Here is a 24,711-nt window from a genome sequence, read left to right on the forward strand (position 1 = left end):
CCGCCAGCCTAGAACAGGAGCTTGAACCGCAGCTTCCCCTTCAAAAACCAGCATCAGCCTGCATTTGCAGTGTTTGCGAGACCCAGTAATCTATAATCCGCCGTTCTTCCGCGGTCGCTTCCCGATTTTGTTTCCCACGCGCCTGCACCAGTGAGCGTAATCGCGGATCGACTTCCAAAGTTAAACAAGGCTGGCCATTTCGCGTCAGACGGAGAATCGCAGAGGCCCCTTTTGCACAGCAACTGGCGTATCCCGCCACACAATGCCGCATCACTTTGCCCTCGTACTGCAGTTCCAGTCCGGTAGTCAGTTCGCGCACCTTCCATTGAACCGACTCCTCAGACCAGGCCCAGTCCCAACCATGGCCCTGCCATCTCAATGCAGCAAAATGAGAATAATACTCCCCGGCGAAGATGATCCTCCTGCGAAACTGTCGCGCAGAATGGCAGATCGCCTCGAAGGTGCGTCCTTTCCAGGTGAATCGCCTCTGTAGTGCCTCTTGGGTGAGAAATTCATGCATTGACCAGTCCAGAATTCTCGCACCCAGTTCTGCCGAAAGCTGATCACGGTGACGAATCAGCCAGTTGACCGTTTCATACCAGAACGCCATCTGGTTCTCGCCACCAGCTTCGGTCGGATCAATGGCAAACGCCGGGTGCAGCGCCAGCCACTTCCAGATCTGCACATCACCGCCAAGTCGACGTACTTCTGCGTAGAGACAGGCCAGAGCAGGAGTACGAGGCACCTCCGGCAACTCGTGCCAGGGGACATCAAACAGATACTGCTGCATTTTCCGCCACGTCTTCCCCGGCACCAGACTCAAACTCCCCCCCTGCCCCAGGATGATCAGCCAGTGCTGCCACTTGAACCGCTTCTCGGCAGCTCCCTGAAAATGATCCCAGGCATCGATCAGAAACTCCGGCACCGGGTAGTTCACAAACAGGTGCTGGATCAGGGATGCCTTACTCTGTCCTGTCCAGGACTCTGCCGACCGGATCCAGAACGGCTTGAAAAAGACCACCAGCGAGAGCCAGCTCAATGATTCTGAAGTCGGGGCCGTCACCGATTGCGCAGCCAGTCGCCGAATCGCTGCGGGAAGTTCTGTCTGGGGAACCAGGGACGCTACCTGCCTGGTCCTGCACTGCCTCTCAGCACGTGCCACCGCATCCGCCTGCGATTCCAGCTTCTCCACCAGCCGAGACAGATCGGTTCTCGCCAGCTGCACCTCTCCCTCATCAGGCACCGCATCTACCTGCGCAGCAGACGGACGAGGAATCAGCAACTCAACAGGCCGCTTCCACTGCGATTCCAATGCCTGCTGAAATTGATAGTAGAACCGATCCGCAGCGGAGGTAGAATCGTAGTAGTCGTATTCCCAGTCCTCAGGCCAACCCGCTTCATCAATCCCGAGGAATTCTTCGACTCGGGGCGCATTCCGAGCGGTTTTAAACTCAACGGCCTGTCGGCGCAGCTTGCGAAGACAACCGGCCTGTTTGCGAAACGGAAGGCGACGGCGGAAACAAGTTAGTCGTGACATCGCATTGCCTCCCCTCAACCAGAAAACAGACGGAACGGCGTCGTTGACACAGCATATTCTCACACGGACACATCAGACTGAAAATAGTTCACCAGCGTTTAAGTGGTAGACATGCCAGAGTTCGCCTGTTCCTGGATCACTCAACTTGAACCCCCTCTTTCAGTGCCGCTACAATAGTCAAATTGATTGCTCTGAAACGAGGCACCAGGCCCGGCTGCCCGGGGGAGACCACATGAGTGTCAGTTACATTCTCACGCCTGTCACACCACAGCTCCTGGAATGGGGTCGCGAGTGTGGCGTACCGATTTCGCGGGAGACACCCGCCGGCCACACCGTAAGCCGCACCGATCTTGAGAAAGTCCTGCAGTCCCTGGACGGTTTCACCGGCGTTGTCCGCGGCTCAGAAGAGGACTTCACCGCCACCGTTGCTTCTGAGGAGATGGTCAACTGGGAATACGAATCCGACGACCCACTGCTGAACCAGGCTTTCGGCGGCCCCCATACCAGCCCCAAAGAGTCCGCCGACATTTACCGGCTCCATCCCCCGGACCAGAGTCCGTCCCTCAGCTTCCAGGGCCACGTCACCCTGATCGTGTGGCTTGCCAGCAAACTCGCCTCAACCTGTGGCCCCCAGGCCGCCTTCTTCCTCCCCGATCAGGAGACACCGGTCTGGAAGGAACCGTGGGTAGAACTGAGAGAATAATTTTGCCCCAGTATCAGGTAGTTCCGATACTTTAGTCACCTTAAGATATCCCCTCTCAGAACAGTATTCATACATTAATAAGTATCACTCTTCCTCCATCGACTTTAGTATCGACTTTTGTATTGATAGTTCGATTTCAGACCAAGTCGTTCTCTCATTATACTTGCCGTTGAGAAAGTCTTTATATGCCCCAATTAAAATATCATCAAATCCCTTTGTAGCGTTCCTGATTGAATCTTTAAGTATCCTGCCAGCTAGCTCCCCCTGTTTATACAACTTGTCATTTGACCAGAGTCCAGGTATTTTTTCAAATAGATTTCCGGAGCTAATCGCCTCTCTAATCGCCTCTCTAAAGGTAATTAAAAATTCTCGAAACTCTTTATCCTTCAATAGTGAGCTGACGACACAAAAAAATATCCAACGATTTAGTGGTCGACTATAAACCTTTCCATCCCATACAATATTCACTTTCCGATCCTCAAAATCCTGAACCCAAGAATCAATTGTACGCTGATTGCTGGGAGCTACCCGGTCGATGACATCCACTGTCGGCATCCTCCCATTTCTCGTCCCAATAGAAGTCTCTCCAATAAAGTTCAAAAAGACTAATTCCGTGATCTTACTTGCAGCACTAAATCGATCAGTCTCTTCATGATTCTTTGAGGCAATATCGAGTATTTCGGAAATATGTTTCCAGACTTTCGGCTTGACTGACTTGCGGAGTACCTTATCAGTATCAGCAAAGTGCCCTTCTCTTTGAGTTATTAAGGCTTGCTTGAATTCTTCGGGATCTAAAGTCTTATATCGTTGATTAATTTCCACAATCACAATAGGAAATTTTCCGTTTATATCTTTTGAAACTTCTGCACTACCTTGGCGACGGTCAGTTTCTACGTGGACTTCGATCTTATCTTCGTAAAAGTTAGTGAGACAGACCTCAATTCTTCCATGATTGTTATAAAATGCTTTTTTAGTATTGCACGGATTCTGTCCATTGGCATCCTCCGTTAGATCCAACACTTCTCCATTTATCTCAAATCGCTGTATATTGTCGATTGGATTCCCGTTCTCTGATCTGAGTGTTACTGTAACATCTCTTCTGTAAATTATCTGTGTGGCGGAGTGGTGCTTGTTATTTGAGCGTAGCGAAAATAACAAGCACCACTCCGGCGAGCCCTTGAAAGGGTGGGCCAGATCGGTTTCTTTTTAATGTTTTCCACAACAGAAAAGGAACTCCAACCATGGCCCACCAACAACAATCTAACAACATTCTCGACGCTGTCCAGCTCCTGGCCGATCATGGATTCGATGAAATGTCGCAAGCACTCCAGATCCTGTTCAACGAAGCGGATGAAGCTGGAACGTTCCCGAATACCTCGGTGCCGAACCGTATCAACGCAGCGTAACGCGCCGTTCTTATGCCAACGGTTTCAAGCCGAAATCATTTCAAAGTCGCCTTCGGAAAGCTGGAACTGCAGGTGCCCCAGACACGCGACGGCGACTTTTATCCCTCTGCACTGGAACGCGGCGAACGGAGTGAACGCGCACTGAAGCTGGCAATCGCTGAAATGTATGTTCAAGGCGTCTCTACCCGTAAGGTCGCCAAAATCACCACCGAACTCTGTGGCTTTGATGTCACCAGTACACAGGTCAGTCGGGCAGCGAAACTGCTCGACGAAGAGCTGGAAACGTGGCGTAATCGACCGCTGGGGCAGGTGGAATACCTGATCCTCGACGCCCGCTATGAAAAAGTTCGCGTGGAGGGCAGCGTGCGGGACTGTGCCGTGCTGATTGCGATCGGCGTCCTGGCCAGCGGTCACCGGAGCGTGCTCGGAGTGTCTGTGTCGCTCTCCGAAGCCGAAGTCCATTGGCGTGAATTCCTGGGTTCACTCAACCAGCGCGGCCTGCATGGCGTGAAGCTGATCGTCAGTGATGCACACGAAGGCCTGAAAGCGGCACGACAGAACATGCTTGCTGGAACGCCCTGGCAGCGTTGCCAGTTCCATTTGATGCAAAACGCGATGCAATACGTTCCCAAGGTTCATTTGCGCAAACAGGTGAGCGAAGAATTACGCAATATCTTTAATGCCAGAGACCTGGATGATGCGCTGAATGAACTGAAACGGTTCGTTTCCACTCATGAAAAAACAGCTCCGAAACTGGCGAGTTGGGCGGAAGAAAACATCCCGGAAGGACTGACCGTATTCACCATCCCTGCCGGTCATCGCAAGCGGATGCGAACCACAAACATGCTGGAACGGCAGAATAAGGAATTAAAACGGCGTACCCGCGTAGCGGGACTGTTTCCCAATGAGGAGTCGTTGCTGAGGCTGGTGACCGCGGTCCTGGTGGAACTCAGCGACGACTGGGAAACCGGCATGAGATACCTGACAATTTAATGCTGATCACAGAGACCGAAGGCCCCGGAAATTTACAGAATGTTTGTTGCTTTATCATCTGAGTCGCACTACCACGTTTTGGAATTCATCTTGGGATAAAAAAAGAACTTCGAAAAAAAGAGCTATTGAGAGGCAGCATACGATTACTCCCAGGCGTTTTGTATCTTGAAATATGTTATTCCTAAGAAGCTCTACAAAACCATTTAGTGTCTTTATTGCTCTCGGACCTCCTATTAGTTGCCACGTGATAAATAGATAAGGTATCAGCAGGGCCGATACTCCAGAAAGAAATCGAAGCCAGAAGGGGTAACGTAAATCCAAGAAATAAAGCAGGCACAAGACTGGAATTGGAAGGAGAAGTGTAAATAACTGAAGAGTATCACGAACAATATAATTTGACTTAAAAACCCTGAGAAGCTTCTCATTAATAAATTGAATATAAAGAATTATTGATCGTGGCCTGCATTGATCTTCGACTTGATCTGATACTTCATCAGTTTCTTCTTGTTCATTTCTTCCAATCTCTTGTGGATTTGACATCTAATTCTCCATAACTGAATCTGACTCGAATACTTTTAAGTAGCAAGAAATGTCAGTTTGAGCTCCCTGCAGAAATCACAGTCAGTAAACAATCCATTCTATGCAGTTTAATATTTTAGAATTCAATTTAAATAAAGATTTATTGATTACTAAAGATCTTCCAATAAAAACACTGATTGAATTCGCTGCTGTAACACGATCAAAGGATGGATTACTAATTCGTTCTTGTATTAACATACTATCAATAATTTTGAGATCTCTTTTGCTCTCTTCATAGACTCTGAAAGCGAGTGATCTTCTCAGAATGTAGTCCATGATCTTTGGTAACCCACGTCGAGAATGTCCTTCAGTCCCTGGAGGGTTTCACCAGTGACCTCCACGGTTCTGAAGACGATTTCACCGCCAGCGTCGCCTCAGTGGAAACCTTCGACCGGGAATACAAATCCGACGATCCGGTTATGAACCGAGGCCTGATACAACATCGCCATCCGTTTCAGAAACCGATTCGATTTCAAACTTTTCTCTCGCTCTCCAGACGACAGCAGGTACACTGGAATTCAGACAGGTCCTGCACACGCCCTGAAACTCTCCCGGCTTTGACTCTCACCCGGAAAGAAACTCATGGACTACAACGCGCTGCTGAATCAGCACCTCTGTTTTGCCTTCGACAGGCAGCTGCTCCTGGCCGACCTGGTGGAGAATCTCAACTGGGGCTACGATGTTTCCACCGGAATTCTCTCCTTCGGAGACCGCTATGAATTTCAGGCGGAAATCCTGGGGACCGAAGCAGACGGCGATGCCAGCTGGCTCTGGTCCTGGGCGAACGAGATGAGCTCCCTTCCCCCGGAACGCACGCAGGCGGCCCTGAAACTCAAGCAGTTGGGTGAAGCAGAAGGGATCCCTGAACTTTCGGAGGCCCGCCATTCGCTGTCAGTCTTGAACGGCCACGCGCTGGGAATGATTGCCGTCGGCCAGAAACTGGGGCAGGCCTACTATCATGGCTCGCATGACCAGGGGGCGGTTCTTCTGCTGATCGTCGAACCGCAAATGCCCTGGACTGTTGAGAATCACTTGCAGCGGATCACAACCACGTTCCCCCAGATCATCGGGCAAATGGAAGTGGAAGACCACCAGAACGCACTCTTCCACTATCTGCAGCATTACGGTCTGGAGCCGGAAGCGATGGAAAACGTCCTGGTCGTCAGAGAAAATGGAGAAGAAATTCTCCACGCCTCGTTCGACGATCTCAACCGTTTACAGGAGCTGAAAACGTCAATCCACTAAACGTTCCTGTCTACCGGGGGAACGCAGAAGGATCATTTATGAGGAAACGCAGGCTTCGCGCCCAAAGTTTAACGTTCCGGGGCCTTTAATTCTTAGATCATCTTGCAAACTAACCAACGTCGATAATGTCCTGCATCGTCAGCACGGACTTCAACTCCAGATCGACTCCCTGCAACGCCTCAGTTCCCCCCGTCTGGCGATCGATCACGCAGATTGCACACAGCGGTTCGATTTCTGAATCGCGTAACTTCTGTAACGCATCCAAGATCGCGCCACCTGAGGAAACCACATCTTCGATCAGAACCACGTTCTTCCCCGACAGACTGGTTCCCTCTGCGTATCGACAGGTCCCATATGTTTTGGCTTCCTTGCGAATAAAGGCCGCCGGCAAACCGGTTACCTGACTTAAGACCGTGACCACTGGAATCCCACCCATCTCAAGACCGGCCAGGACGTCCGTATTCTCCGGCAGAAGCTCTGACATTGCTTCTGCAATCTGCTTCAGCAAAACCGGAGCTGATTCAAACTGATATTTATCGAAATAGGTATCCGACGTGGCACCGGACCGCAGAGTGAATGTCCCTGACAGCTGAGAAGTTCGTTTGATCTCTTTTGCCAGCTGTAACTGTTTCGTCATCTGAGTGTCCTTCCTGCCGTTGATTGCCAGCCTGCAGAAGCTTACGCGATCCGCGTCTCATCCACGGGGATCAGTTTCGGGATCGGGATCTGCAGGCCGACCACGCCGCCGTGCTTTTTCTGCAGGGTCGAAAAGCGGCACTTGAGGAACCCGAACAGCTCGGGGGGCGGGCCCAGCTTCAGGTACTGGTCGACCAGCACTGCCATGTGGGCGTCGTATTCTTTCTGACTGTGGGAATGCACGTGGTAATGTCCCGCCAGGCGGCGGATGTCGCCATCGAAGGCCGGGCTGATGTGATACAGCTCGTGCAGCACCGTGATCATCTTCTCTTTGAACGAATGATTCAGGAACCGCGGCAGGTAGAACGTCAGGATATACAGCATCTCCTGCTGGTCCTGGTACACGCGTTGTACCGTCCACTTCCGGCCGTAGCGCGTGGTCTGCAGATCGCCGTTCTCAAACCGCAAGGGCGTCAGCTTGGCCTGCATCCCGTAAGGCACATTCCGGCGGGCCTGGGCGAAGGCGACCGCGATCCGGTCCATATCGACGTGGTGAAATTCGGGCAGCCGACGCGAGACGTCGCTGCACAGGCGGTACATCGCGTGACTGAAATTAAAGGGCTGCTGCGTCGACATGCTGCGTCAGAATCCTTTCCTCTACAACTTCACAACGACACGAGGTCGAGCCGGGGGCTGTCTGGCGTCCGGATTCACACGGGTCTTCCATTCCATCGTTTCTGCTCCGGACGTAAAAAAAGCTAAGAGCATATGCGAGATACTCTTAGCTTTAAAATTCTAGCGGGAAACCGGATTTCCGCAAAGCCGAATTCGGCTCGCGACGGTTTACTCCTCTTTTTTCTCTTCTTCTTCAGCTTCAGCAGTTTCCCCTTCAGAAGCTTCTGCTTCGGTCTCGGGTGCTTCGTCAGCGGCTGCTTCGCTTTCAGTTTCGGCGGTTTCTTCAGCGGGAGCTTCTTCGTCAGCTGGTGCTTCCTCGGTTGCTTCTTCTGTCGCTGCAGAACCCAGTGTTTCACTGCGGCGGGTCGGTTTGACGCGATCCCGTTCACCGACGAATTCGATAATCGCCTGAGCACCGGCATCGCCCAGGCGGACGGTTGCCAGACGTACGATGCGGGTGTATCCGCCGGTCCGTTCTGCAAAGCGTTCTGCCAGCTCGTTGAACAGGATGTCGACAGCTTCGTTGTCACGCAGTTCAGCGAATGCCCGACGACGGTAGCTCAGAGCGGGTGCCAGGGTCTGATTCCACTGGTTCCACTGCTCGGACTCACGCCAGGTCTTCCACTCGCTGGAATTCTTCTCAGCAGAGGTGGCGTACTGGGCCGCATTCTCGATGTGAGGCTGCGCTTTTTTCGCCAGCGTGATCAGCTTTTCGATGAAGGGACGCAGTTCTTTGGCCTTGGGAACGGTCGTCGTAATCCGCCCTGAAACCTTAGGAGCATTATCGGCTTCCTCATCGATCCGGACGGTCTTAATGAGGCTCACCGCCATGTTGCGGAACATCGCCTTACGGTGTGATGCATTGCGGCCTAATTTGCGGCCTCTCATTCGGTGTCGCATGACTTAACTCTGAATTATTCTGAATGCTGTGAGTATAGAACTCGATGTTTGATATCCAATAACGCGTCAATCAATCGAATTAACGCGGCTGCTGTGAGGACGAGTTAGGAATTTTCATTCCCAGACGCAGACCAATCTGGTTCAGTCGTTCGCGAACTTCAACCAGGGTGGTTTCCCCGAAATTTCGCACGTGTAACAGATGATCTTCCGTTTTGCCGACCAGGTCGCGGACGGTGTTGATCCCTTCCGATTCCAGGCAGTTGGTGGCCCGGACGGACAGATTCAGCTCGGCCAGACTCTGGTTGAGCTTTTCTTCCAGTTCCAGGTCGATCGGTGCATAGCCGGTCGTATCCAGCATGCCCTTGAGACCGCCTTCCGGTGGCATTTCCGGACCGGGCTCGCGGTAGGTAATAAATGGATTGAGGTGCTTCCGCAGAATCTTGGAGGCTTCCACCAGAGCCATGTCCGGCTTGACGGTTCCGTTGGTCCAGATTTCCAGGTTCAGCTTGTCGTAGTTGGTCCGCTGACCAACACGGGTATCTTCAATTTTGTATCGGACACGTACGACGGGAGAGAAGGTCGCATCCAGGGGGATCACGCCGACTTCCGTTTCATGCTGTGAGTGTTCGGAAGCGGGAGAATAGCCCCGGCCGTTTTCAATCGTCAGTTCCATGTTGAGCGGAACGTCGTCGGTCATGGTGGCGATAACCAGATCCTTGTTGATCACTTCGACCTGATCGTCGGTGATGACGTCGGCACCGGTGACCACACCCCGCTCATGTCTTTCAATACGCAGTGTCTTGGAAGTCGAGCTGGAGTTCTTGACGATCAGCGACTTCAGGTTCAGGCAGATTTCGGTAATGTCTTCGACCACACCGGGAATCGTGGTGAATTCGTGCTGCACACCCTGAATTTTGACACGGGTCACAGAGCTGCCTTCCAGGCTGGAAAGCAGAATGCGTCGCAGACTGTTGGCAATGGTTGCACCGAATCCACGTTCAAATGGTTCGGCTACAAACATACCATAGGTGGATGTCATTGACTCCCGGTCAGGGATGACACGGCTTGGTAATTCCAGTCCTCGCCAACGGATTCGCATTGAAATAATCTCCCAGGAACACAATTCAACAGAACCGGATTCAGCACTCCGACTCTGGTTATTTTAAATTCAATCCCCATCGCTCACACGACAGGGTATCACAGCGTCACTGTTGTTACGGATCAGACGCGACGTTTTTTCGGGGGACGGCAACCGTTGTGTGGCAGCGGGGTAATGTCTTCAATCGCCTTGATTGAAATCCCTGCTGTCTGCAGACCGGTGATGGCACTTTCCCGTCCGGAACCAGGTCCTTTGACGCGGATTTCCATTTCTTTCACACCAAACTTGGAAGCCTTCTCCGCACAGATTTCTGCTGCTCGCTGGGCAGCAAAGGGAGTGCTCTTACGACTGCCTTTGAAACCGGAAGTCCCTGCAGTTGCCCAGCAGAGAACATCGCCGTTCAGATCGGTGATCGTAACCGTGGTGTTGTTAAACGTTGCTTTGATGTAAGCAATCGCTTTGGTGATGTGACGTTTCACTTTTTTTCGTTTGACTTTAGCCACTCTGCAACTCCTGATGTTTCTGTCTGGTTGATCTCAGAAACTGAAACTCATTTTGATGGAATGTTTTCTCATTAAACCGGCAACAGGGTCCGGCAATTCTGGTCTCTCGTTTGACACCCGATCATGTTCCCTGAAGAGGAAACAGAATCTTAGTGGCGGGCATCCTTAACACCCTTCTTACCAGCAACGGTCTTCTTACCACCTTTGCGGGTCCGGGCGTTGGTCTGTGTATTCTGTCCGCGTACGGGCAGTCCGCGACGATGACGGATACCACGGTATGACTGAATGTCCCGCAGCCGGGCGATGTCCTGCTGCGTGGTTCGACGCAACTGACCTTCGACAGAGTATTCCGTATCCAACAGGTTCACGATCCGACTCAGTTCGTCATCGGTCAGATCCTTGGCTTTCAACTGGGGATTGATATTCAGCTTGTGGCAGATATCAAGTGCCGTTACCTTTCCAATGCCATACAGGTAGGTCAGGGAAACGTAAACAGGTTTGTCGTTCGGAATATCAACACCGAGAATACGAGGCATTTTATTTCACTCCGCTGGTTGTAAAAACTGATGCAAAATCATTCAAACTGAGTTCGAGACTAACCCTGACGCTGTTTATGACGCGGGTTGGAAGAGCAGATCACATACACGCGCCCCTTCCGCCGGATGACTTTACAGTTCTCACAAATCCGCTTAACACTGGCTCGGACTTTCATCGTACTACGATTTCTCTATTAGTTTGGTTCACGTTTGGCGAGTCAGCAGGTAGAGAACCTCTCCGGCTCAATGACTGTAACTCGTGTAAATTCAGATAAATACGCCCATAAAATGAGCAAACTCCGGCTTCGTATCAAACCTGTACTATTTCCGAAGCGGAGCGAATCAGGAAATTATAAACGCCTTACGCGTAAATCGACAAGCGAAACACCCCTTTTTTGGTGAATTTCGCCGCGACTCGCCCGTTTATGACCTACAGATCGCTCTCAAGTAATCCAGAGTAGTTCCGCATCACCAGATGGCTGTCAATCTTGTTGACCAGATCCAGGATCACCGAAACCACAATCAATAATCCGGTTCCACCGTAAAAACTTGCCACCATGAAGTTGACACCCAGCCAGGTCGAAACCAGCGTAGGAATAATCGCAACCAGTGACAGGAACGCCGCCCCGACATATGTGATACGGACCATGACCGATTCCAGATAGGCGGCTGTCCGGGCTCCAGGACGATATCCCGGAATGAACGAGCCGTAATCTTTCAGGTTTTCTGCCATATCCTTGGGGTTGAAGGTAATTGCCGTCCAGAAGTAACAGAAGAAGTAAATCAGTACCACATAAGAGATTGTGTAAATAAATCCACGACTCATCGGCTGGAAGGCCCCGTCCAGCATCGACAGGAATGTGGAACTGGTCCACATCTGGCTCATCCAGTGAAATACAAAGTAAGGGAACATGAGCAGACTGGAGGCAAAGATGATCGGCATCACTCCAGCCTGATTGACGCGGAGCGGCAACGACTGACGCTGACCGCCTGAAACCCGGCGTCCCCGTACGTGTTTCGCACTTTGAATCGGAATGCGCCGCTGTCCCTGTGTAATGGCAATCACCCAGACCACCACAAACACAAACACTAAGGCCAGAATCAGTAACCGGTCGATCCCGGTATCGGTCCCGAGAGCAACCCCCTTCTGCAAAGCCGGTTCAATCAGACTTGACCAGCCTGCGGTGGGCATACGGGCCAGAATCCCAGCCATAATCAGCAGACTGATTCCATTCCCAATACCGTAAGCGTCAATCTGTTCACCAATCCACATCAGGAAGATCGTTCCTGTGGTCATGGTGATCGTCGCCACCAGTTGGAAATAAAGTCCACCATACCCATGCAGGATCAGGCTTTTACCCGATCCTAAGCCACCCGCCAGGGTATGGATCCAGAAATAACTCTGGGCCAGACAGATGACGACGGTGGCGTAACGTGTATATTCATTAATCTTCTTCCGGCCGGCTTCGCCTTCTTTCTGAAGTCGTTCCAGGGGAGGATAAACGGTCCCCATCAGCTGGAAGATAATGGAAGCAGAGATATAAGGCATAATGCCCAGGCCAAAGATGGTACTTTGACCGATATTCGATGCCGAGAACAGGGAAATGACCTGCATCACCTGGCCGATGCCGCCCTGCTGACTCTGTAGATCCTTCAGGGTTTCCGCAAGCTGTGCCTGATCGATGAACGGCAGAGCAATCCAGAATCCCATCCGATAAATTGCCAGCAACAGCAGTGTCAGCAGGATTTTTTTACGGAGCTCGGGAATTTTGAAGAGAACAGTTAGTTTACCGAGCATGGATAGCGGTCCTTTGTGTCATAACTCAGCAGAAGAAAAAAGTGACAATCTTAATGCTTCAGATCTTAACGGATAACGAAGAAAAGGGGAATCGAATTCCTGTCTGCTGAAATCAAGTCCTTGAATGAATTACTTATGACAAAATCCGACTGACTGAACCCCCGGCAGCCTGAATCTTGGATTCAGCTGACTGGGAAAACAGATGCGCAGTCACACTCAGTTTTTTGCTGAGATCGCCATTCCCCAGGATTTTAACCTGATCGAAGCGACCTTTGGCCAGTCCCTTCGCTGCGAGAATTTCGGGAGTGATCTCGGCACCGTTGTCGAATGCCTGTTCCAAAGCTGCCACGTTGACCACGGCAACCTTCTTGGCAAACTGTTTGTTGTTGAATCCGCGTTTAGCAACCCGCAGCGCCAGAGGAGTCTGTCCCCCTTCGAAACTGGTCCGACGGGAAGCACCGGCACGGCTGCCGTAACCATTGTGACCGCGAGACGAAGTTTTACCATGACCAGAACCTGGACCACGGCCTACACGCTTGCGTTTTTTATTCTTTTTTATTCCGCGATTGACATCATCAATAATCATTAGACTTCTACTCCTCTCAAGCGTGCTACATCTTCACGGGTTCGCAGTTTTGAGAGCCCATCAATAGTGGCCTTAACTACATTGATTGGATTGTTGGAACCGCGACTCTTGGTGTAAATGTCAGTAATTCCAACGGCTTCCACGACTGATCGAACTCCGGTGCCGGCAATAATACCGGTACCAGGACGGGCGGGTAACAGCAGAACGCGGGAAGAACCGAAGCGACCAACCACTTCGTGAGGCACGGTGTGCTCCACCAGCGGAACTTTGATCATGTTGCGATTGGCCTGCTTGACCGCTTTATCGACAGCCAGAGGCACTTCGACAGCTTTGCCATAACCCCAGCCTACCCGGCCTTCTTTATCGCCTACAACAACCAGAGCGGTAAAGCTGAACCGACGCCCCCCTTTGACCACACAGGCACAACGGCGGATCTGGATGACTGTTTCTGGCGTTTGTTTTGTCGCTTCTTTTGACACGGTATCTTCTCCAACCCGTATTGAGTGTTGTCTCTATTAAAAATCCAGTCCTGCCTGGCGGGCAGAGTCAGCCAGGGCTGCAACCCGACCATGATATCGGTAAGGTCCGCGATCGAAGGCAACTTCTTTGATGCCTTTTTCCACGGCCCGTTCTCCGAGCAGTTTGCCGACTTTTTCTGCAGCAGCGATGTTACCGCCGTTCTTGATTTCACCGGCCAGACTCTTGTCTTTCGTGCTGGCTGAAACCAGGGTTGCTCCCGCAGTATCGTCAATGATCTGGGCATAAATATGATTGTTGCTACGATAAACAGACAGACGGTAACGGCCCGTTTTACGGACTGTGTTACGAATCCGGAACGAACGTCGTGCCTTCTGTTTTTTCAGCGTTTTTTCTAGTTTCATGTTACCGTCATCTTCTTTTAAACAGTGACCATCGGCCAAACCGTCAGACTACCTTAATCAGCACGTTAGCTTGCAAAAGCCTTACCAGCTTTCCGCCGTACGTATTCACCTTCGTAACGAATTCCCTTACCTTTGTAAGGTTCGGGCGGACGTACGCTGCGAATGTTGGCTGCGAACTGGCCGACCATGTGCTTATCCGGACCACTGACCACGATATTGGTCGCGTTCGGAAGTTCACAGTTGACGCCCTGGGGTACATCCAGCACGATCGTGTTGGCAAATCCGACCTGCAGGCTCAGCTTCTGGCCATTCAGCGAAGCCTGGTAGCCCACGCCCTGAATTTCCAGTTTTTTCACAAACGGAGTTTCCACTCCCTGAACCATGTTGGCGATCAGGGCCCGGGTCAAGCCGTGCAGGGCACGATTCTGCCGTTCGTCATCGGGACGAATGACATTGACTTCTTTGGCTTCCGAATCAAATTCCACTGCCATCGCCGGATGATAAGTAAAGGACAACTCACCCTGCTTACCTTTGACGGTAATGGAACCGCCATCGACCTTCACTTCCACTCCAGCAGGAACGGGAACTGGTTTTTTACCGATTCGAGACATAACTTCAAATTCCAGTTAAATTAAATCGTGGCAGATCTTGATCAGCCAGCCTGTCTACACGTTTGGGTTACCAGATGGTGCACAGCAGCTCGCCGCCCACACCCTCTTTTTTCGCTTCACGGTTACTGAGTACGCCCTTGCTGGTCGAAAGAATGCTGACTCCCAGCCCCTGCAGAACCTCCGGCATAGACCGCAGATCCTGGTAGTGCCGACGTCCGGGCTTACTTTCGCGAACGATCTTCTGAATGACGCGTTCCCCGTTCGGACCGTACTTCAGATTGACACGCAGCACGTTCTGTGGGCTGTCTTCAATGACTTCATAGTCCCAGATGTAACCTTCCCGCTGCAAGGCACCGGCAATGGCCACCTTGATTTTGGAAGCAGGAATATCCACAAACGGTCGTTCAATCTGCAGTGCGTTACGAATTCGTGTCAGCATATCTGCAATGGGGTCTGTCATCATTAGCTGGCTACCCTCACTATAATTCTCCGACGATCTACCTTAAAAGTTGGTTTGTATCTTTTTGATTTACTTGCGGAACGGCATGCCGAACTCTTTCAGCAGCAGCAACCCTTCAGCATTGTCTTTGGCTGTTGTGACAATCGTAATATTCATCCCCTGTGTATGATGCACGGAATCGGGATCGATTTCCAGGAACACCATCTGCTCGTTCAGGCCCAGGCTGTAGTTGCCGGCACCGTCGAAAGCTTTGGGATTGATTCCCCGGAAGTCGCGAACACGCGGCAGAGCCAGCGAGATCAGACGTTCCAGGAATTCGTACATCCGGGTGCCCCGCAGTGTCACGCGGCAGCCGATTTCCTGACCTTCACGCAACTTGAAACCAGCCACGGACTTACGAGCCCGGGTGATCTGTGACTTCTGGCCTGCCAGAAGTGTCATGTGGTCAGCCGCTTCGGTCAGACGTTTCCGGTCCTGGTTGGCAGCACCAATCCCCATGCTGATCACAACCTTCTCGATCTGAGGCAGTGAATGCACATTGGTGCGTCCCAGTTTATCCTTCAGGACGGGAACAATCTCTTCACGATATTGTTTTAATAATGTTGGTGTTGCCATGGTTTCTGCTTCAGACTGGCCGAACTATCGGATCAATCTTCCTTACTGAAAACTACTGATGCTGTTTATTGTTTCTGGTATTTTGCTTTGGCAGGACTGATCGTTCCCAGCGAGGCTTCGCACGATTTACAGAACCGTTCTTTGCTGCCTTCAGCGGTGTAACGATATCCCACCCGGGTCCCTTTACTGCAGGCTTCGCAGTAAAATTTGACGTTGGAAATATCGATCGGCATCTCAATTTCCAGACGTCCCCCCTGCGGGTTTTTGGGATGCCCACGTTTTACGTGCTTCAGTGCACGGTTTACATTTTCGATTGTCAGCTTCTTACCGCCAGCGACAACCGACAATACACGCCGGGGAGTATCGCTTGCATCGGCACCGGTGATCACAATCACTGAATCGCCACGTCGTATCTTCATTTCAGACCACCTCGTTTGCCAGGCTAATAATTTTCAGATAACGGCGTTCGCGGAGTTCTCGTGCCACAGCGCCGAAGATACGGGTACCACGAGGGTTTCCATCGGCATCGATCAACACGAGGGCGTTCCGGTCGAACTTCACATAGCTGCCATCGTCACGTCGGCAGGGATACTTGGTACGCACAATCACGCCCCGCAGTACCTGGCCCTTTTTAATATTGCTGCCAGCCAGTGTCTTCTGGATACTCACGACAATCACATCGCCGACCTCAGCAGTCCGACGGCCTGTGCCACCCAGTACTTTAATGCACCGTGCAACCTTGGCTCCGGAATTATCACATACATCCAGATCGGTTTGCATCTGAATCATGGCTTTGCCTGTTCCTTATCAACCAAAAAGATGAGGAAAACCCTATCTTTGTACTATAAACTTAACCGGATCTGTAAAACCGGCCAGAAGAAACTTCAGTCCTTCTTCTTTTCTACAATCCGGATCAAATCCCAACGCTTTGTTTTGGAACGGGGACGGCTTTCGATAATCTCGACCGTATCCCCTTCCTGTGCTTCGTTCTGTTCATCGTGCACGTGGCAGACAGTCCGCCCGCGAACGGTCTTACCGTACAGCGGATGACGATAGCGTCGCTGAATTTCCACTCGCAACGTTTTGTCCATTTTGGCACTGGCCACTAAGCCTGTCAGTTTTTTTCGCATGTCTATTACTTACCCTAACGAGCCTGATTAAGCAGTTTTCTGCTGACTTAATTCGCGTTCACGACGGATTGTCTGAATTCGAGCAATCTCCCGTCTGAGTCGCTTAATATTACTCGGTGCATCGAGTCGTTCCGTTGCCGCCTGGAAGCGCAACTGAAACAGTTCTTTCTGTGTTTCCTGCAGAGCAAATGACAACTGCTCATCATTCATCTCGCGTAATTCACTTGCTTTGGTCATCAGTCAAACCCAATGATTGTTTATCAGTCTCGCTGTACGAATCAGACAGGACTAAAGTGATTTAAAAATATGGTTATCTGGTCGACAGTCCTAGAGGGACGGACGACGTTCTACCAGCCGGACATTGACTGGTAACTTATGTGCCACACGTGCAAAGCAGCGTTTGGCTGCTTCGTGCGAAACCCCGGACAGTTCAAACAGAACAGTCCCTGGCTTGATGACGGCAACCCAGTGATCCGGTTCCCCTTTCCCCTTACCCATACGGGTTTCCAGAGGACGGGATGTTACCGACTTCTGGGGGAAGATCCGGATATAAAGTTTACCTTCACCTCGAACATATTGTGTGGCAGCAATACGGCATGCTTCAATGGTTTGTGCTGTGATATGCCCCGGGTCCAGAGATTGTAAGCCCCATTCACCAAAGGCAACAGTGTTACCACGTGTCGCATTACCTTTTATGCGCCCTCTTTGGCTTTTGCGGTGCTTGACCCGCTTTGGCATTAGAGCCATCGCGATTCTCCTCATCTGAATAATCACCAAGGTCAATCCAAACTTTCACTCCGATGACTCCGAAGGTGGTGTGTGCCTCACGAAATCCGTAGTCAACATGACGCTGCAGAGTCGACAGGGGAATTGAACCACGGCTGGCTTTTTCACGCCGTGACATTTCTGCTCCACCCAGTCGACCGGAAAGCTCGATCTTAATTCCATGAACGCCCGTTTCCATTACCTGGTCCAGGGCACGCTTAATAGTTCTCCGGAAGCTGCCACGCTTGGAAAGCTGCTGAGCAATATCTTCCGCAACCAACGCTGCACTCTGCAGTGCATTGTCAACTTCAATAATTTTCAATTCCATCCGACGACCGGTCAGATCTTCCAGTTCCGCTTTCAACCGGTCCACTTCCTGTCCCTTACGACCAATAATGATCCCGGGACGGGCCGTGAATAAGTGCACCACTACCTGATCGCGGGTTCTTTCGATCTCCACTTTCGGAATGCCGGCAAACTTATATTTGGTCTGAATAAACTTCCGTACCTTCTGATCTTCAACCAGCAATGCCCCAAAATCTTTCTTGGAGGCATACCAACGACTTCTCCAGTCTTCTACGACTCCGATTCGAAATCCGGTTGGTCGAACTTTTTGCCCCATGATACAGGTTATCCTTTAAGTATTTCTGGTTGAGAATAATAAACGTCAGACAACAGTGATGGAATCACCTACGGTAATTCAGGAGCCTCAATCGACACATGAATGTGCGACATCCGGCGACGAATGGTGTAGGCCATTCCGCGGGCACGAGGCTGAATCCGCTTGAACATGGGACCGCCATCGACGCGTGCTTCGGTGATCTTCAGGCCTTCCACATTCCGGGCACCTTTGTCCTCAGCATTGGCCATCGCACTTTTGATCACTTTTTCCAGGAAACGGGCTCCCCGGTTTGGAATGTATTTCAACGAATCCAGACCTTCCGAAGCTGTCATTCCCCGAACCATGTCTGCAAAAGGACGAACCTTAGTTGCTGAGATTCGTGCAAATCGATGCATTGCTCGAACTTGCCCCATGACGATTACTCCACTTCACTATTGCTTAATTTCTATCGGTTATCGGCCACCAGGACCGCAAACACTACCAACACAAACAGTTTATTTCTTCTTAACGGTATGACCGCGGAAGTTACGGGTCAGCGAGAATTCTCCCAGTTTATGACCCACCATTTCTTCCGTCACATACACGTTTAAGTGAGCACGCCCGTTATGCACCAGAAATGTATGACCTACAAATTCCGGAGCAATCGTTGAAGCTCGAGCCCATGTTTTGATCGGCGTTTTTTTACCAGTCTCGTTCAACTTCTCAATCTTCTTCAGAAGTTTAACGTCAACATAAGGCCCTTTTTTCAGAGAGCGACCCATAAAACTTGTCCTCAATTATCGAAAACAGATAGTTATTTTTTAATCAGTTCAAAACACAACGTCAGAGTTTCAGCTGGCCATAACGACGCGATTTACGACGCCGGATAATGGCCTTTGATGAAGCTTTCTTCCTCTTGCGGGTCTTTCCGCCTTTGGCAAGCTTACCGGTCGGACTACAGGGATGACGTCCCCCGGAGTTACGACCTTCACCACCACCCATCGGGTGTGCTACCGGGTTCATACAGGTACCACGCACGTGAGGACGACGCCCCATCCAGCGTTTACGGCCTGCTTTACCCAGCACAACTTTTGTATGTTCCGAGTTTCCAATTTCGCCGATCGTAGCCCGGCAGGAACTGGGAACACGACGCACTTCGCCGGATGGCAGAGTGATCTGAGCCCAGTTCTCTTCGCGAGCGTTCAGCACAGCTGAAGTACCGGCACTCCGGCACAACTGTCCGCCACGACCTGGCTGCATTTCAACATTATGAACGGTTGAGCCCAGTGGAATGTTCGCCAGAGGCATACAGTTCCCTACGTTAGGCTCTACTTTATCACCACTGACGACAGTGTCGCCGGCAGTCAGACCTTCCGGTGCCAGGATGTAACGCTTTTCACCATCAACATAGTGCAAGAGTGCAATCCGGGCAGAACGGTTGGGATCGTATTCAACCCCATTCACCTTGGCAGGTACACCATCCTTATTGCGACGGAAGTCAATCAAACGGTACATCCGCTTGTGTCCACCACCACGATGACGGGCAGTGATCACACCCTGATTGTTCCGACCACCTTTTTTCTTGTATCGTGTAAGCAGGGATTTTTCAGGAGCCTTCTTACGATCAGTAATCGCCTCAAAATCGCTCACCGACGCACCACGCCGACCTGGTGTTGTTGGCTTGTAGAATCGGATTCCCATAATTTATTTCCTCATTGATCTGCTGGTTTCAAAAACCGGTTCACAATCTGTCTTTTAAACGGAGTTCAGTTCAAGCTGCGGCTTAGAAGAATGAAATACGATCATCTTCGTGCAGCTCGACGATTGCCTTTTTCCAGGATTTTGTATAACCAACTTTATATCGATGGCGACGCGGCTTTCCGCCCCGGTTCTGTGTCCGCACGGAAACCACACGCACATTCCATAAATCAGATACCGCTTTTTTGATATCCGTTTTTGTCGCCGACTTATCGACAACAAACGTGTATGCATTGTAAGTCTCGGACTGGTGAGTCCCTTTTTCTGTCACCAATGGCCGGATGACGACCTGATACGGCTCCAGCTGAACGCCTTTGTTTGAACCATCCGACATAACTGTAAACCTCTATATCCAGACTGGATTATTTAAACCAAGTACTTCTTCTAATTAACCTTCATTCCGACCGAGCAGCTGATCCAGGGCTGACTTGGTCAGCACCATCTGCCGCTGGTGCAGAACATCGTATGCATTCAGATCGCTGGCGGGAGAAATCTGCACCCCGGCAATATTGCGGGCCGACTTCCACACGACAGGATCGTGGCCATCAACCGTCAGCAGACAGCTGGTGCCTGTCAGCCCCAAAGCTTTCAGCACACCGGCCACTTCTTTTGTTTTTGGTACTTCCAGAGCCAACTCGTCGAGCAATGTCACCTGCTCATCTTCGAACTTACTCAGAATCGCCATCCGCGTAGCCAGTTTGATCGCCTTTTTGGGGAGACGATAGCTCCAGTCTTTAGGAGTCTTCGCAAAGGTATGGCCACCACCGCGACGAACGGGAGTCCGGATCGCACCAGCCCGTGCCCGACCAGTTCCTTTCTGGCGATACAGCTTCTTGGTGCTACCAGCCACCATACCACGGCTCTTAGTCTTGGAAGACCCGATCCGCTTGTTCGCCTGGTACATCACAACCACATCGTGGAGCAACTGGCGATTGATACCACTGGCCAGATCCGTGGACTCGAATTCGTACTTGCCCACTTCTTTGCCAGCTTTATCTTGAATTGCTACAGAAATCATTTCGACACCATTTATGTAAGGCAGAATCAGGTAACTACTTCATACACCCGATTTAATATTTGTTAGTATGACGAATGACGAGATCGCCGCCGTTAGGACCCGGCACAGCCCCACGCACCAGGAGCAGGCCATTCTCTTCATCAACGCGGACAACCTTCAAATGTCTGACAGTAATCTGCTTGCCACCATAGCGACCACCCATCCGGGTCCCCTTCAACACGCGTGAAGGATCGGCACTCATGCCGATTGAACCACCATGACGATGGACCCGCTTCACACCATGAGAAGCTCGCTGCCCCGAGAAATTATGCCGCTTCATAACCCCGGCAAAACCACGACCCTTGCTCGTGCCGATCACATCGATATGAGAGACTTCATTGAACAGCGAAACGGTCAGTTCATTGCCCACTTCGCAGCCATGATCTTCACCATCAACGCGAAATTCTTTAATAAATCGCTTGGGCTCACAGCCGGCCTTTTCAGCCACAGCGACACCAGCCTCAGAACGTTTCTTCTGACGCTTACTGTCCAGTGCAGCCACATGACCACGTTCGCTGCGGGCAGACAACCGGCGGGGCTTATCATCAAAGCCAACCTGAACCGCCTCGTACCCATCGGTGTCCAACGTACGCACTTGCAGAACATGGCAAGGACCAGCCTGAATCACAGTGACAGGAACCAGAATCCCATCATCATAAACTTGCGTCATTCCGACCTTTTTACCCAGTAGACCGACAGGCATACTTATCACCCTTAAACAACGGGAACAAAGCCTCTACGAAATCCGCCCGAAGGGGAAAGGAAGAAGCATAGCACCACCAGCGATTCGATCGCCGGATCCCTAACCAATCAAGCAAATCCGGCGCAATACCAGACCTGCGAGCATCATAACGAAAACCTTGAAAGAACTAGTTTCCGCCAGCGGACGCCTTAATTTTAATATCAACCCCAGCAGGCAGAGACAATTTGTTTAAAGCATCAATCGTCTTGCCGGTTGGAGACAAAATATCAACCAAACGCTTATGAGTCCGAATTTCAAACTGCTCACGAGATTTCTTGTCGATGTGCGGCCCCTTCAGAACCGTATATCGCTCAACCCGCGTTGGCAGAGGAATAGGGCCATGCACGATCGCACCGGTTCGCTTCGCGGTATCAACAATATCTGCTGCCGACTGATCCAAAACGGAGTGATCATAAGCTTCCATGCGAATTCGAATTCGCTCTTGACTCGCAACGGCCACCAATAATTTCCTTCATTAAAATAAGACTCAGACCCTGTTTAGACACTTTTCTCGCACAGGGAAGCGAGCAATAGTAATGAGAGCCCTGCCGCTTGTCAACAACCCCAACAAAGCAGAAAATGCTTTTTTTGAAATTCTGACTTCCTGGCAGAAAAAGCAACTCACCTACTGTTCATTTGAAACCTGCCTGGCAACTTTCAAATTCGTAGACGTGACAAGTTACACTTTCACCCGCTGGATACCAAGGCTGCCACGTCTCAAATTTTTAAAAATTATCCAATCATCTCTTTTAAAACACTCGGCGGTGCTGCCGCATACTTCAAAGGCTCCATCGAGAACGAGGCACGCCCCTGTGACAGGCTGCGAATCTGGGTAGAATAACCAAACAATTGCGACAGTGGCGCCTCGACCTCCATCACACACAGATCACCACGCCACTCGCTATTGAGCACATTCGCATTACGGGAACTGAGATCCGCCTGGATATTTCCGCGAAACTCATCGGGAGTCACCACTTCCATTTTCATGATCGGCTCAAGCAGCTGAATTTTCGCGTCCATGATGCACCCATGCAGCGCCTCAGAGGTCGCAGCCTCCACCGCGACATCATTTGTCTCCCCTTCCCGGGCCTGCGCATCCAGCACGACAAACTGCACATTCATCAGCGGGAAACCAACCTGGCCACCCCCATCCACGCCTAACCGCAGCGTCTCCATCAGTTCTTTTTCCATCTCAGGATCCAGCTCACCCGGCTTCAAATTACTGACAATTGAAATGGGCTGATCCCCCTTGAACGGCTCCAGCCGCAGCTTGACTTTGAAATACATGTTGCCGTTTGCGGAAGGACGATTGAACTCCACTGCCTTCTCCACGGCAGCGGAGACTGTTTCGCGATAACTCACCCGCGGCTTATGCACCCGCACGCTCAGGTTGAATTCCTTCTGCATCCGGTTCCGCAACACTTCGAGGTGCAATTCGCCCATCCCGGAAACGATGGTCTGCCCTGTCTCTTCATTGGCTACCGCCTTGAATGTCGGATCCTGGCGCGACAGCTTCTGCAATGTCTCCTCCAGCTTCTTCCGGTCGGCACTCGACTCCGGCTCGACCGCCATGGAAATCACAGTCTCCGGGAACGAAATACTCTCCAGCAGAATCGGATGGCGGATATCGCACAGCGTATCCCCGGTCACCGCTTCCTTTGGCCCAATGACGCCGATGATATCGCCGGCATCAATACTGTCGGTCTCCACTTTTTCCCGGGCCCCCGCCTGCACACGCCACAATTGACTGACGAGCTCTTTCTTCCCGGTTCGTGGATTCAACAGGCGACTACCGCTTTTCAGCTGCCCGGAATAAACACGCATAAAACACAGATCGCCATGTTTGTCCGCCTGAATCTTGAAAACCAGGCCACACATTGGATCTTCGACACTCGGACCGCGCGTTTCATGCTCTCCCGCTTCACCTCCCCGCTTTTTGGGCTGAGGATTAATCCCTTCGACCGGCGGACGGTCCAGGGGGCTGGGCAGGAAATGAGTTACTCCATCCAGCACCGGCTGCACCCCGATATAATTCAGCGAAGAACCACAAAACGTCGGCTGCAGATCCCCCTTGAGTGTCGCCTCCCGCAGTAGTCGCAAAATCACATCTTCGGCAATATCTTCCGTTTCGTAATACTGCTCCAGGACCTCTTCATCCAGTTCCGCGACTGACTCCAGCAGCCTGCTCCGCCATTCCTGCGCCTGCTCCAGATAGGCCTCCGGAATTTCCTGTACCTCGAATTTATCGCCCATCGACTCCTGATCGTAATACAGGGCCTCCATCCGGATCAGGTCAATCACCCCGGTAAACGAATCGCCCGTCGAAGTGGTTCCCTCACCAATGGGAATCTGCAGCGCCACGGGATTGGCCCGCAAACGCCGCTTGATTTCATCAAACGTCCGCTTAAAACTGGCGCCGATGCGGTCCATCTTGTTGATAAAACAGATCCGGGGCACATTATACTTATCCGCCTGCCGCCAGACGGTTTCGCTTTGCGCTTCGACCCCTTCCATCGCACTGAAAACCACGACGGCACCATCCAGCACGCGCAGGCTCCGCTCCACCTCAGCCGTAAAGTCGACGTGCCCCGGAGTGTCGATGATATTGACCGTATGCCCCTTCCACTTGCAGGTAATCGCCGCAGAGTAAATCGTAATCCCCCGCTTTGCCTCCTCTTCATCGAAGTCGGTTGCAGTCGTACCTTCATCCACACCACCGGGCCTGTGCAGAAATTTTGCATAATACAAAATCCGCTCGGTGGTCGTCGTCTTACCGGCGTCGATGTGCGCGATGATCCCAATGTTTCTGATCTGATCTATTGAAGTCGACATCCTGAACCTGCCATTCCAACTGTAATTAAATCACAATAACAACAACACAACTGACGAAAGCCC

At 51.3% G+C, this 24,711-nt stretch carries 35 protein-coding genes; 4 read left to right on the top strand and 31 right to left on the bottom strand.

What is annotated here, in order from left to right; translation table 11 throughout:
- Positions 1-40: 40 nt before the first annotated feature.
- The gene (locus tag Enr10x_RS27040; RefSeq protein WP_145452135.1) at positions 41-1,537 is read right to left on the bottom strand and encodes a PcfJ domain-containing protein; all 1,497 of its coding nucleotides are present in this window, start codon (positions 1,535-1,537) and stop codon (positions 41-43) included.
- A gap of 232 nt (positions 1,538-1,769) precedes the next feature.
- Here Enr10x_RS27040 and Enr10x_RS27045 point away from each other — a divergent pair, with 232 nt between their 5' ends.
- Complete coding sequence (locus Enr10x_RS27045; protein WP_145452137.1) at positions 1,770-2,240, top strand: hypothetical protein; 471 nt, start codon at positions 1,770-1,772, stop codon at positions 2,238-2,240.
- A gap of 84 nt (positions 2,241-2,324) precedes the next feature.
- Here the strand turns inward: Enr10x_RS27045 and Enr10x_RS27050 are convergent, their stop codons facing one another.
- Positions 2,325-3,398 carry a hypothetical protein gene (locus Enr10x_RS27050; protein WP_145452139.1) on the bottom strand — a complete coding sequence of 358 codons (1,074 nt, stop codon included), beginning with the start codon at positions 3,396-3,398 and terminating at the stop codon, positions 2,325-2,327.
- 83 nt (positions 3,399-3,481) lie between these two features.
- On the opposite strand from Enr10x_RS27050, the gene Enr10x_RS30780 reads away from it, so the two are divergent.
- Complete coding sequence (locus tag Enr10x_RS30780) at positions 3,482-3,646, top strand: hypothetical protein (RefSeq protein WP_261343247.1); 165 nt, start codon at positions 3,482-3,484, stop codon at positions 3,644-3,646.
- Positions 3,647-3,658: 12 nt separating this feature from the next.
- The gene (locus Enr10x_RS27055; RefSeq protein WP_261343248.1) at positions 3,659-4,639 is read left to right on the top strand and encodes an IS256 family transposase; all 981 of its coding nucleotides are present in this window, start codon (positions 3,659-3,661) and stop codon (positions 4,637-4,639) included.
- 54 nt (positions 4,640-4,693) lie between these two features.
- On the opposite strand, the gene Enr10x_RS27060 is transcribed toward Enr10x_RS27055, so the two are convergent.
- The gene (locus Enr10x_RS27060) at positions 4,694-5,179 is read right to left on the bottom strand and encodes a hypothetical protein (RefSeq protein ID WP_145452141.1); all 486 of its coding nucleotides are present in this window, start codon (positions 5,177-5,179) and stop codon (positions 4,694-4,696) included.
- A gap of 621 nt (positions 5,180-5,800) precedes the next feature.
- On the opposite strand from Enr10x_RS27060, the gene Enr10x_RS27065 reads away from it, so the two are divergent.
- A complete protein-coding gene (locus tag Enr10x_RS27065) occupies positions 5,801-6,463 on the top strand; it encodes a DUF6882 domain-containing protein (protein ID WP_145452143.1) in 663 nt (220 codons plus the stop codon).
- A gap of 109 nt (positions 6,464-6,572) precedes the next feature.
- Here Enr10x_RS27065 and pyrE read toward each other — a convergent pair whose 3' ends face one another.
- The 28 genes from pyrE to fusA all read right to left on the bottom strand — a co-directional run bounded on the left by pyrE (position 6,573) and on the right by fusA (position 24,648).
- Positions 6,573-7,100, bottom strand: coding sequence for an orotate phosphoribosyltransferase (gene pyrE, locus Enr10x_RS27070; protein ID WP_145452145.1), 528 nt, complete (start codon positions 7,098-7,100; stop codon positions 6,573-6,575).
- A gap of 41 nt (positions 7,101-7,141) precedes the next feature.
- Positions 7,142-7,735, bottom strand: a complete 594-nt coding sequence (locus Enr10x_RS27075) for a putative metallopeptidase (RefSeq protein WP_145114833.1) — start codon at positions 7,733-7,735, stop codon at positions 7,142-7,144.
- 207 nt (positions 7,736-7,942) lie between these two features.
- A complete protein-coding gene (gene rplQ, locus Enr10x_RS27080) occupies positions 7,943-8,662 on the bottom strand; it encodes a 50S ribosomal protein L17 (RefSeq protein WP_390621334.1) in 720 nt (239 codons plus the stop codon).
- Positions 8,663-8,753: 91 nt separating this feature from the next.
- Positions 8,754-9,773: a DNA-directed RNA polymerase subunit alpha gene (locus Enr10x_RS27085; RefSeq protein WP_145114837.1), complete on the bottom strand. Its 1,020-nt coding sequence runs from the start codon at positions 9,771-9,773 to the stop codon at positions 8,754-8,756.
- Between the two features lie 122 nt (positions 9,774-9,895).
- The gene (gene rpsK, locus Enr10x_RS27090) at positions 9,896-10,276 is read right to left on the bottom strand and encodes a 30S ribosomal protein S11 (protein WP_145044949.1); all 381 of its coding nucleotides are present in this window, start codon (positions 10,274-10,276) and stop codon (positions 9,896-9,898) included.
- Positions 10,277-10,425: 149 nt separating this feature from the next.
- The gene (gene rpsM / locus Enr10x_RS27095) at positions 10,426-10,812 is read right to left on the bottom strand and encodes a 30S ribosomal protein S13 (RefSeq protein WP_145114840.1); all 387 of its coding nucleotides are present in this window, start codon (positions 10,810-10,812) and stop codon (positions 10,426-10,428) included.
- Positions 10,813-10,871: 59 nt separating this feature from the next.
- Positions 10,872-10,988, bottom strand: coding sequence for a 50S ribosomal protein L36 (gene rpmJ / locus Enr10x_RS27100; RefSeq protein WP_002649734.1), 117 nt, complete (start codon positions 10,986-10,988; stop codon positions 10,872-10,874).
- A gap of 254 nt (positions 10,989-11,242) precedes the next feature.
- Positions 11,243-12,610 (bottom strand): preprotein translocase subunit SecY, encoded by a 1,368-nt coding sequence (gene secY / locus Enr10x_RS27105; RefSeq protein ID WP_145114842.1) that lies wholly within the window; start codon positions 12,608-12,610, stop codon positions 11,243-11,245.
- A 133-nt stretch (positions 12,611-12,743) separates the two neighbouring features.
- The gene (gene rplO / locus Enr10x_RS27110; RefSeq protein WP_145114843.1) at positions 12,744-13,196 is read right to left on the bottom strand and encodes a 50S ribosomal protein L15; all 453 of its coding nucleotides are present in this window, start codon (positions 13,194-13,196) and stop codon (positions 12,744-12,746) included.
- Positions 13,196-13,675, bottom strand: coding sequence for a 30S ribosomal protein S5 (gene rpsE, locus Enr10x_RS27115; protein WP_145114845.1), 480 nt, complete (start codon positions 13,673-13,675; stop codon positions 13,196-13,198). The genes rplO and rpsE overlap by 1 nt, the downstream gene beginning before the upstream one ends.
- Positions 13,676-13,711: 36 nt before the next feature.
- Positions 13,712-14,077, bottom strand: a complete 366-nt coding sequence (gene rplR, locus Enr10x_RS27120; RefSeq protein WP_145114847.1) for a 50S ribosomal protein L18 — start codon at positions 14,075-14,077, stop codon at positions 13,712-13,714.
- Between the two features lie 65 nt (positions 14,078-14,142).
- Positions 14,143-14,688 (bottom strand): 50S ribosomal protein L6, encoded by a 546-nt coding sequence (gene rplF, locus Enr10x_RS27125; protein WP_145114849.1) that lies wholly within the window; start codon positions 14,686-14,688, stop codon positions 14,143-14,145.
- A gap of 67 nt (positions 14,689-14,755) precedes the next feature.
- Positions 14,756-15,151: a 30S ribosomal protein S8 gene (rpsH, locus tag Enr10x_RS27130; RefSeq protein WP_145114851.1), complete on the bottom strand. Its 396-nt coding sequence runs from the start codon at positions 15,149-15,151 to the stop codon at positions 14,756-14,758.
- 66 nt (positions 15,152-15,217) lie between these two features.
- The gene (gene rplE / locus Enr10x_RS27135) at positions 15,218-15,763 is read right to left on the bottom strand and encodes a 50S ribosomal protein L5 (protein ID WP_145114853.1); all 546 of its coding nucleotides are present in this window, start codon (positions 15,761-15,763) and stop codon (positions 15,218-15,220) included.
- A gap of 65 nt (positions 15,764-15,828) precedes the next feature.
- Positions 15,829-16,182, bottom strand: coding sequence for a 50S ribosomal protein L24 (rplX, locus tag Enr10x_RS27140; RefSeq protein WP_145114855.1), 354 nt, complete (start codon positions 16,180-16,182; stop codon positions 15,829-15,831).
- A gap of 1 nt (position 16,183) precedes the next feature.
- Positions 16,184-16,552, bottom strand: a complete 369-nt coding sequence (gene rplN / locus Enr10x_RS27145) for a 50S ribosomal protein L14 (protein ID WP_145114857.1) — start codon at positions 16,550-16,552, stop codon at positions 16,184-16,186.
- A gap of 95 nt (positions 16,553-16,647) precedes the next feature.
- Entirely contained in the window at positions 16,648-16,893 is a 246-nt protein-coding gene (gene rpsQ, locus Enr10x_RS27150) for a 30S ribosomal protein S17 (RefSeq protein WP_145114859.1), read from the bottom strand.
- A 27-nt stretch (positions 16,894-16,920) separates the two neighbouring features.
- On the bottom strand, positions 16,921-17,130 hold the full coding sequence (gene rpmC / locus Enr10x_RS27155; RefSeq protein WP_145114861.1) for a 50S ribosomal protein L29: 210 nt from the start codon (positions 17,128-17,130) through the stop codon (positions 16,921-16,923).
- Between the two features lie 90 nt (positions 17,131-17,220).
- Positions 17,221-17,640 carry a 50S ribosomal protein L16 gene (gene rplP / locus Enr10x_RS27160; RefSeq protein ID WP_145114863.1) on the bottom strand — a complete coding sequence of 140 codons (420 nt, stop codon included), beginning with the start codon at positions 17,638-17,640 and terminating at the stop codon, positions 17,221-17,223.
- On the bottom strand, positions 17,579-18,280 hold the full coding sequence (gene rpsC, locus Enr10x_RS27165; RefSeq protein WP_145114865.1) for a 30S ribosomal protein S3: 702 nt from the start codon (positions 18,278-18,280) through the stop codon (positions 17,579-17,581). The genes rplP and rpsC overlap by 62 nt, the downstream gene beginning before the upstream one ends.
- A 68-nt stretch (positions 18,281-18,348) precedes the next feature.
- Positions 18,349-18,693 (bottom strand): 50S ribosomal protein L22, encoded by a 345-nt coding sequence (gene rplV / locus Enr10x_RS27170; RefSeq protein ID WP_145044976.1) that lies wholly within the window; start codon positions 18,691-18,693, stop codon positions 18,349-18,351.
- 81 nt (positions 18,694-18,774) lie between these two features.
- Complete coding sequence (gene rpsS / locus Enr10x_RS27175) at positions 18,775-19,041, bottom strand: 30S ribosomal protein S19 (RefSeq protein WP_145114866.1); 267 nt, start codon at positions 19,039-19,041, stop codon at positions 18,775-18,777.
- A gap of 61 nt (positions 19,042-19,102) precedes the next feature.
- Positions 19,103-19,960 carry a 50S ribosomal protein L2 gene (rplB, locus tag Enr10x_RS27180; RefSeq protein ID WP_145452147.1) on the bottom strand — a complete coding sequence of 286 codons (858 nt, stop codon included), beginning with the start codon at positions 19,958-19,960 and terminating at the stop codon, positions 19,103-19,105.
- Positions 19,961-20,042: 82 nt separating this feature from the next.
- Entirely contained in the window at positions 20,043-20,351 is a 309-nt protein-coding gene (gene rplW / locus Enr10x_RS27185) for a 50S ribosomal protein L23 (RefSeq protein ID WP_145452149.1), read from the bottom strand.
- 54 nt (positions 20,352-20,405) lie between these two features.
- Positions 20,406-21,035, bottom strand: coding sequence for a 50S ribosomal protein L4 (rplD, locus tag Enr10x_RS27190; RefSeq protein WP_145452151.1), 630 nt, complete (start codon positions 21,033-21,035; stop codon positions 20,406-20,408).
- A 52-nt stretch (positions 21,036-21,087) separates the two neighbouring features.
- The gene (gene rplC / locus Enr10x_RS27195) at positions 21,088-21,777 is read right to left on the bottom strand and encodes a 50S ribosomal protein L3 (protein ID WP_145452153.1); all 690 of its coding nucleotides are present in this window, start codon (positions 21,775-21,777) and stop codon (positions 21,088-21,090) included.
- A gap of 166 nt (positions 21,778-21,943) precedes the next feature.
- Positions 21,944-22,276 (bottom strand): 30S ribosomal protein S10, encoded by a 333-nt coding sequence (rpsJ, locus tag Enr10x_RS27200; protein WP_145044987.1) that lies wholly within the window; start codon positions 22,274-22,276, stop codon positions 21,944-21,946.
- A 272-nt stretch (positions 22,277-22,548) separates the two neighbouring features.
- On the bottom strand, positions 22,549-24,648 hold the full coding sequence (gene fusA / locus Enr10x_RS27205) for an elongation factor G (protein WP_145114881.1): 2,100 nt from the start codon (positions 24,646-24,648) through the stop codon (positions 22,549-22,551).
- Between the last annotated feature and the right edge of the window lie 63 nt (positions 24,649-24,711).

It is taken from the genome of Gimesia panareensis, assembly GCF_007748155.1.
In the GTDB taxonomy this organism is placed as follows: domain Bacteria; phylum Planctomycetota; class Planctomycetia; order Planctomycetales; family Planctomycetaceae; genus Gimesia; species Gimesia panareensis.

Excerpts from the sequence above, each read along its gene's own strand:
- rplF (WP_145114849.1), bottom strand. The coding sequence starts at position 14,688 with ATGTCTCGAATCGGTAAAAAACCAGTTCCCGTTCCTGCTGGAGTGGAA.
- rpmJ (WP_002649734.1), bottom strand. The coding sequence starts at position 10,988 with ATGAAAGTCCGAGCCAGTGTTAAGCGGATTTGTGAGAACTGTAAAGTC.
- rpsC (WP_145114865.1), bottom strand. The coding sequence starts at position 18,280 with ATGGGGCAAAAAGTTCGACCAACCGGATTTCGAATCGGAGTCGTAGAA.
- Enr10x_RS30780 (WP_261343247.1), top strand. The coding sequence starts at position 3,482 with ATGGCCCACCAACAACAATCTAACAACATTCTCGACGCTGTCCAGCTC.
- Enr10x_RS27040 (WP_145452135.1), bottom strand. The coding sequence starts at position 1,537 with ATGTCACGACTAACTTGTTTCCGCCGTCGCCTTCCGTTTCGCAAACAG.
- Enr10x_RS27055 (WP_261343248.1), top strand. The coding sequence starts at position 3,659 with ATGCCAACGGTTTCAAGCCGAAATCATTTCAAAGTCGCCTTCGGAAAG.
- rplO (WP_145114843.1), bottom strand. The coding sequence starts at position 13,196 with ATGATTATTGATGATGTCAATCGCGGAATAAAAAAGAATAAAAAACGC.
- rplN (WP_145114857.1), bottom strand. The coding sequence starts at position 16,552 with ATGATTCAGATGCAAACCGATCTGGATGTATGTGATAATTCCGGAGCC.
- rplP (WP_145114863.1), bottom strand. The coding sequence starts at position 17,640 with ATGGCTCTAATGCCAAAGCGGGTCAAGCACCGCAAAAGCCAAAGAGGG.
- rpsS (WP_145114866.1), bottom strand. The coding sequence starts at position 19,041 with ATGGGTCGCTCTCTGAAAAAAGGGCCTTATGTTGACGTTAAACTTCTG.
- rplW (WP_145452149.1), bottom strand. The coding sequence starts at position 20,351 with ATGTCGGATGGTTCAAACAAAGGCGTTCAGCTGGAGCCGTATCAGGTC.
- rplR (WP_145114847.1), bottom strand. The coding sequence starts at position 14,077 with ATGAAACTAGAAAAAACGCTGAAAAAACAGAAGGCACGACGTTCGTTC.
- rplE (WP_145114853.1), bottom strand. The coding sequence starts at position 15,763 with ATGGCAACACCAACATTATTAAAACAATATCGTGAAGAGATTGTTCCC.
- Enr10x_RS27085 (WP_145114837.1), bottom strand. The coding sequence starts at position 9,773 with ATGCGAATCCGTTGGCGAGGACTGGAATTACCAAGCCGTGTCATCCCT.
- rplV (WP_145044976.1), bottom strand. The coding sequence starts at position 18,693 with ATGGGGCAAGTTCGAGCAATGCATCGATTTGCACGAATCTCAGCAACT.
- rpsH (WP_145114851.1), bottom strand. The coding sequence starts at position 15,151 with ATGATGACAGACCCCATTGCAGATATGCTGACACGAATTCGTAACGCA.
- rpmC (WP_145114861.1), bottom strand. The coding sequence starts at position 17,130 with ATGACCAAAGCAAGTGAATTACGCGAGATGAATGATGAGCAGTTGTCA.
- secY (WP_145114842.1), bottom strand. The coding sequence starts at position 12,610 with ATGCTCGGTAAACTAACTGTTCTCTTCAAAATTCCCGAGCTCCGTAAA.
- Enr10x_RS27065 (WP_145452143.1), top strand. The coding sequence starts at position 5,801 with ATGGACTACAACGCGCTGCTGAATCAGCACCTCTGTTTTGCCTTCGAC.
- rpsM (WP_145114840.1), bottom strand. The coding sequence starts at position 10,812 with ATGCCTCGTATTCTCGGTGTTGATATTCCGAACGACAAACCTGTTTAC.
- pyrE (WP_145452145.1), bottom strand. The coding sequence starts at position 7,100 with ATGACGAAACAGTTACAGCTGGCAAAAGAGATCAAACGAACTTCTCAG.
- rplD (WP_145452151.1), bottom strand. The coding sequence starts at position 21,035 with ATGATTTCTGTAGCAATTCAAGATAAAGCTGGCAAAGAAGTGGGCAAG.
- rplB (WP_145452147.1), bottom strand. The coding sequence starts at position 19,960 with ATGGGAATCCGATTCTACAAGCCAACAACACCAGGTCGGCGTGGTGCG.
- rpsQ (WP_145114859.1), bottom strand. The coding sequence starts at position 16,893 with ATGCGAAAAAAACTGACAGGCTTAGTGGCCAGTGCCAAAATGGACAAA.
- rplQ (WP_390621334.1), bottom strand. The coding sequence starts at position 8,662 with ATGAGAGGCCGCAAATTAGGCCGCAATGCATCACACCGTAAGGCGATG.
- rplC (WP_145452153.1), bottom strand. The coding sequence starts at position 21,777 with ATGCCTGTCGGTCTACTGGGTAAAAAGGTCGGAATGACGCAAGTTTAT.
- fusA (WP_145114881.1), bottom strand. The coding sequence starts at position 24,648 with ATGTCGACTTCAATAGATCAGATCAGAAACATTGGGATCATCGCGCAC.
- Enr10x_RS27075 (WP_145114833.1), bottom strand. The coding sequence starts at position 7,735 with ATGTCGACGCAGCAGCCCTTTAATTTCAGTCACGCGATGTACCGCCTG.
- rplX (WP_145114855.1), bottom strand. The coding sequence starts at position 16,182 with ATGAAGATACGACGTGGCGATTCAGTGATTGTGATCACCGGTGCCGAT.
- Enr10x_RS27060 (WP_145452141.1), bottom strand. The coding sequence starts at position 5,179 with ATGTCAAATCCACAAGAGATTGGAAGAAATGAACAAGAAGAAACTGAT.
- Enr10x_RS27045 (WP_145452137.1), top strand. The coding sequence starts at position 1,770 with ATGAGTGTCAGTTACATTCTCACGCCTGTCACACCACAGCTCCTGGAA.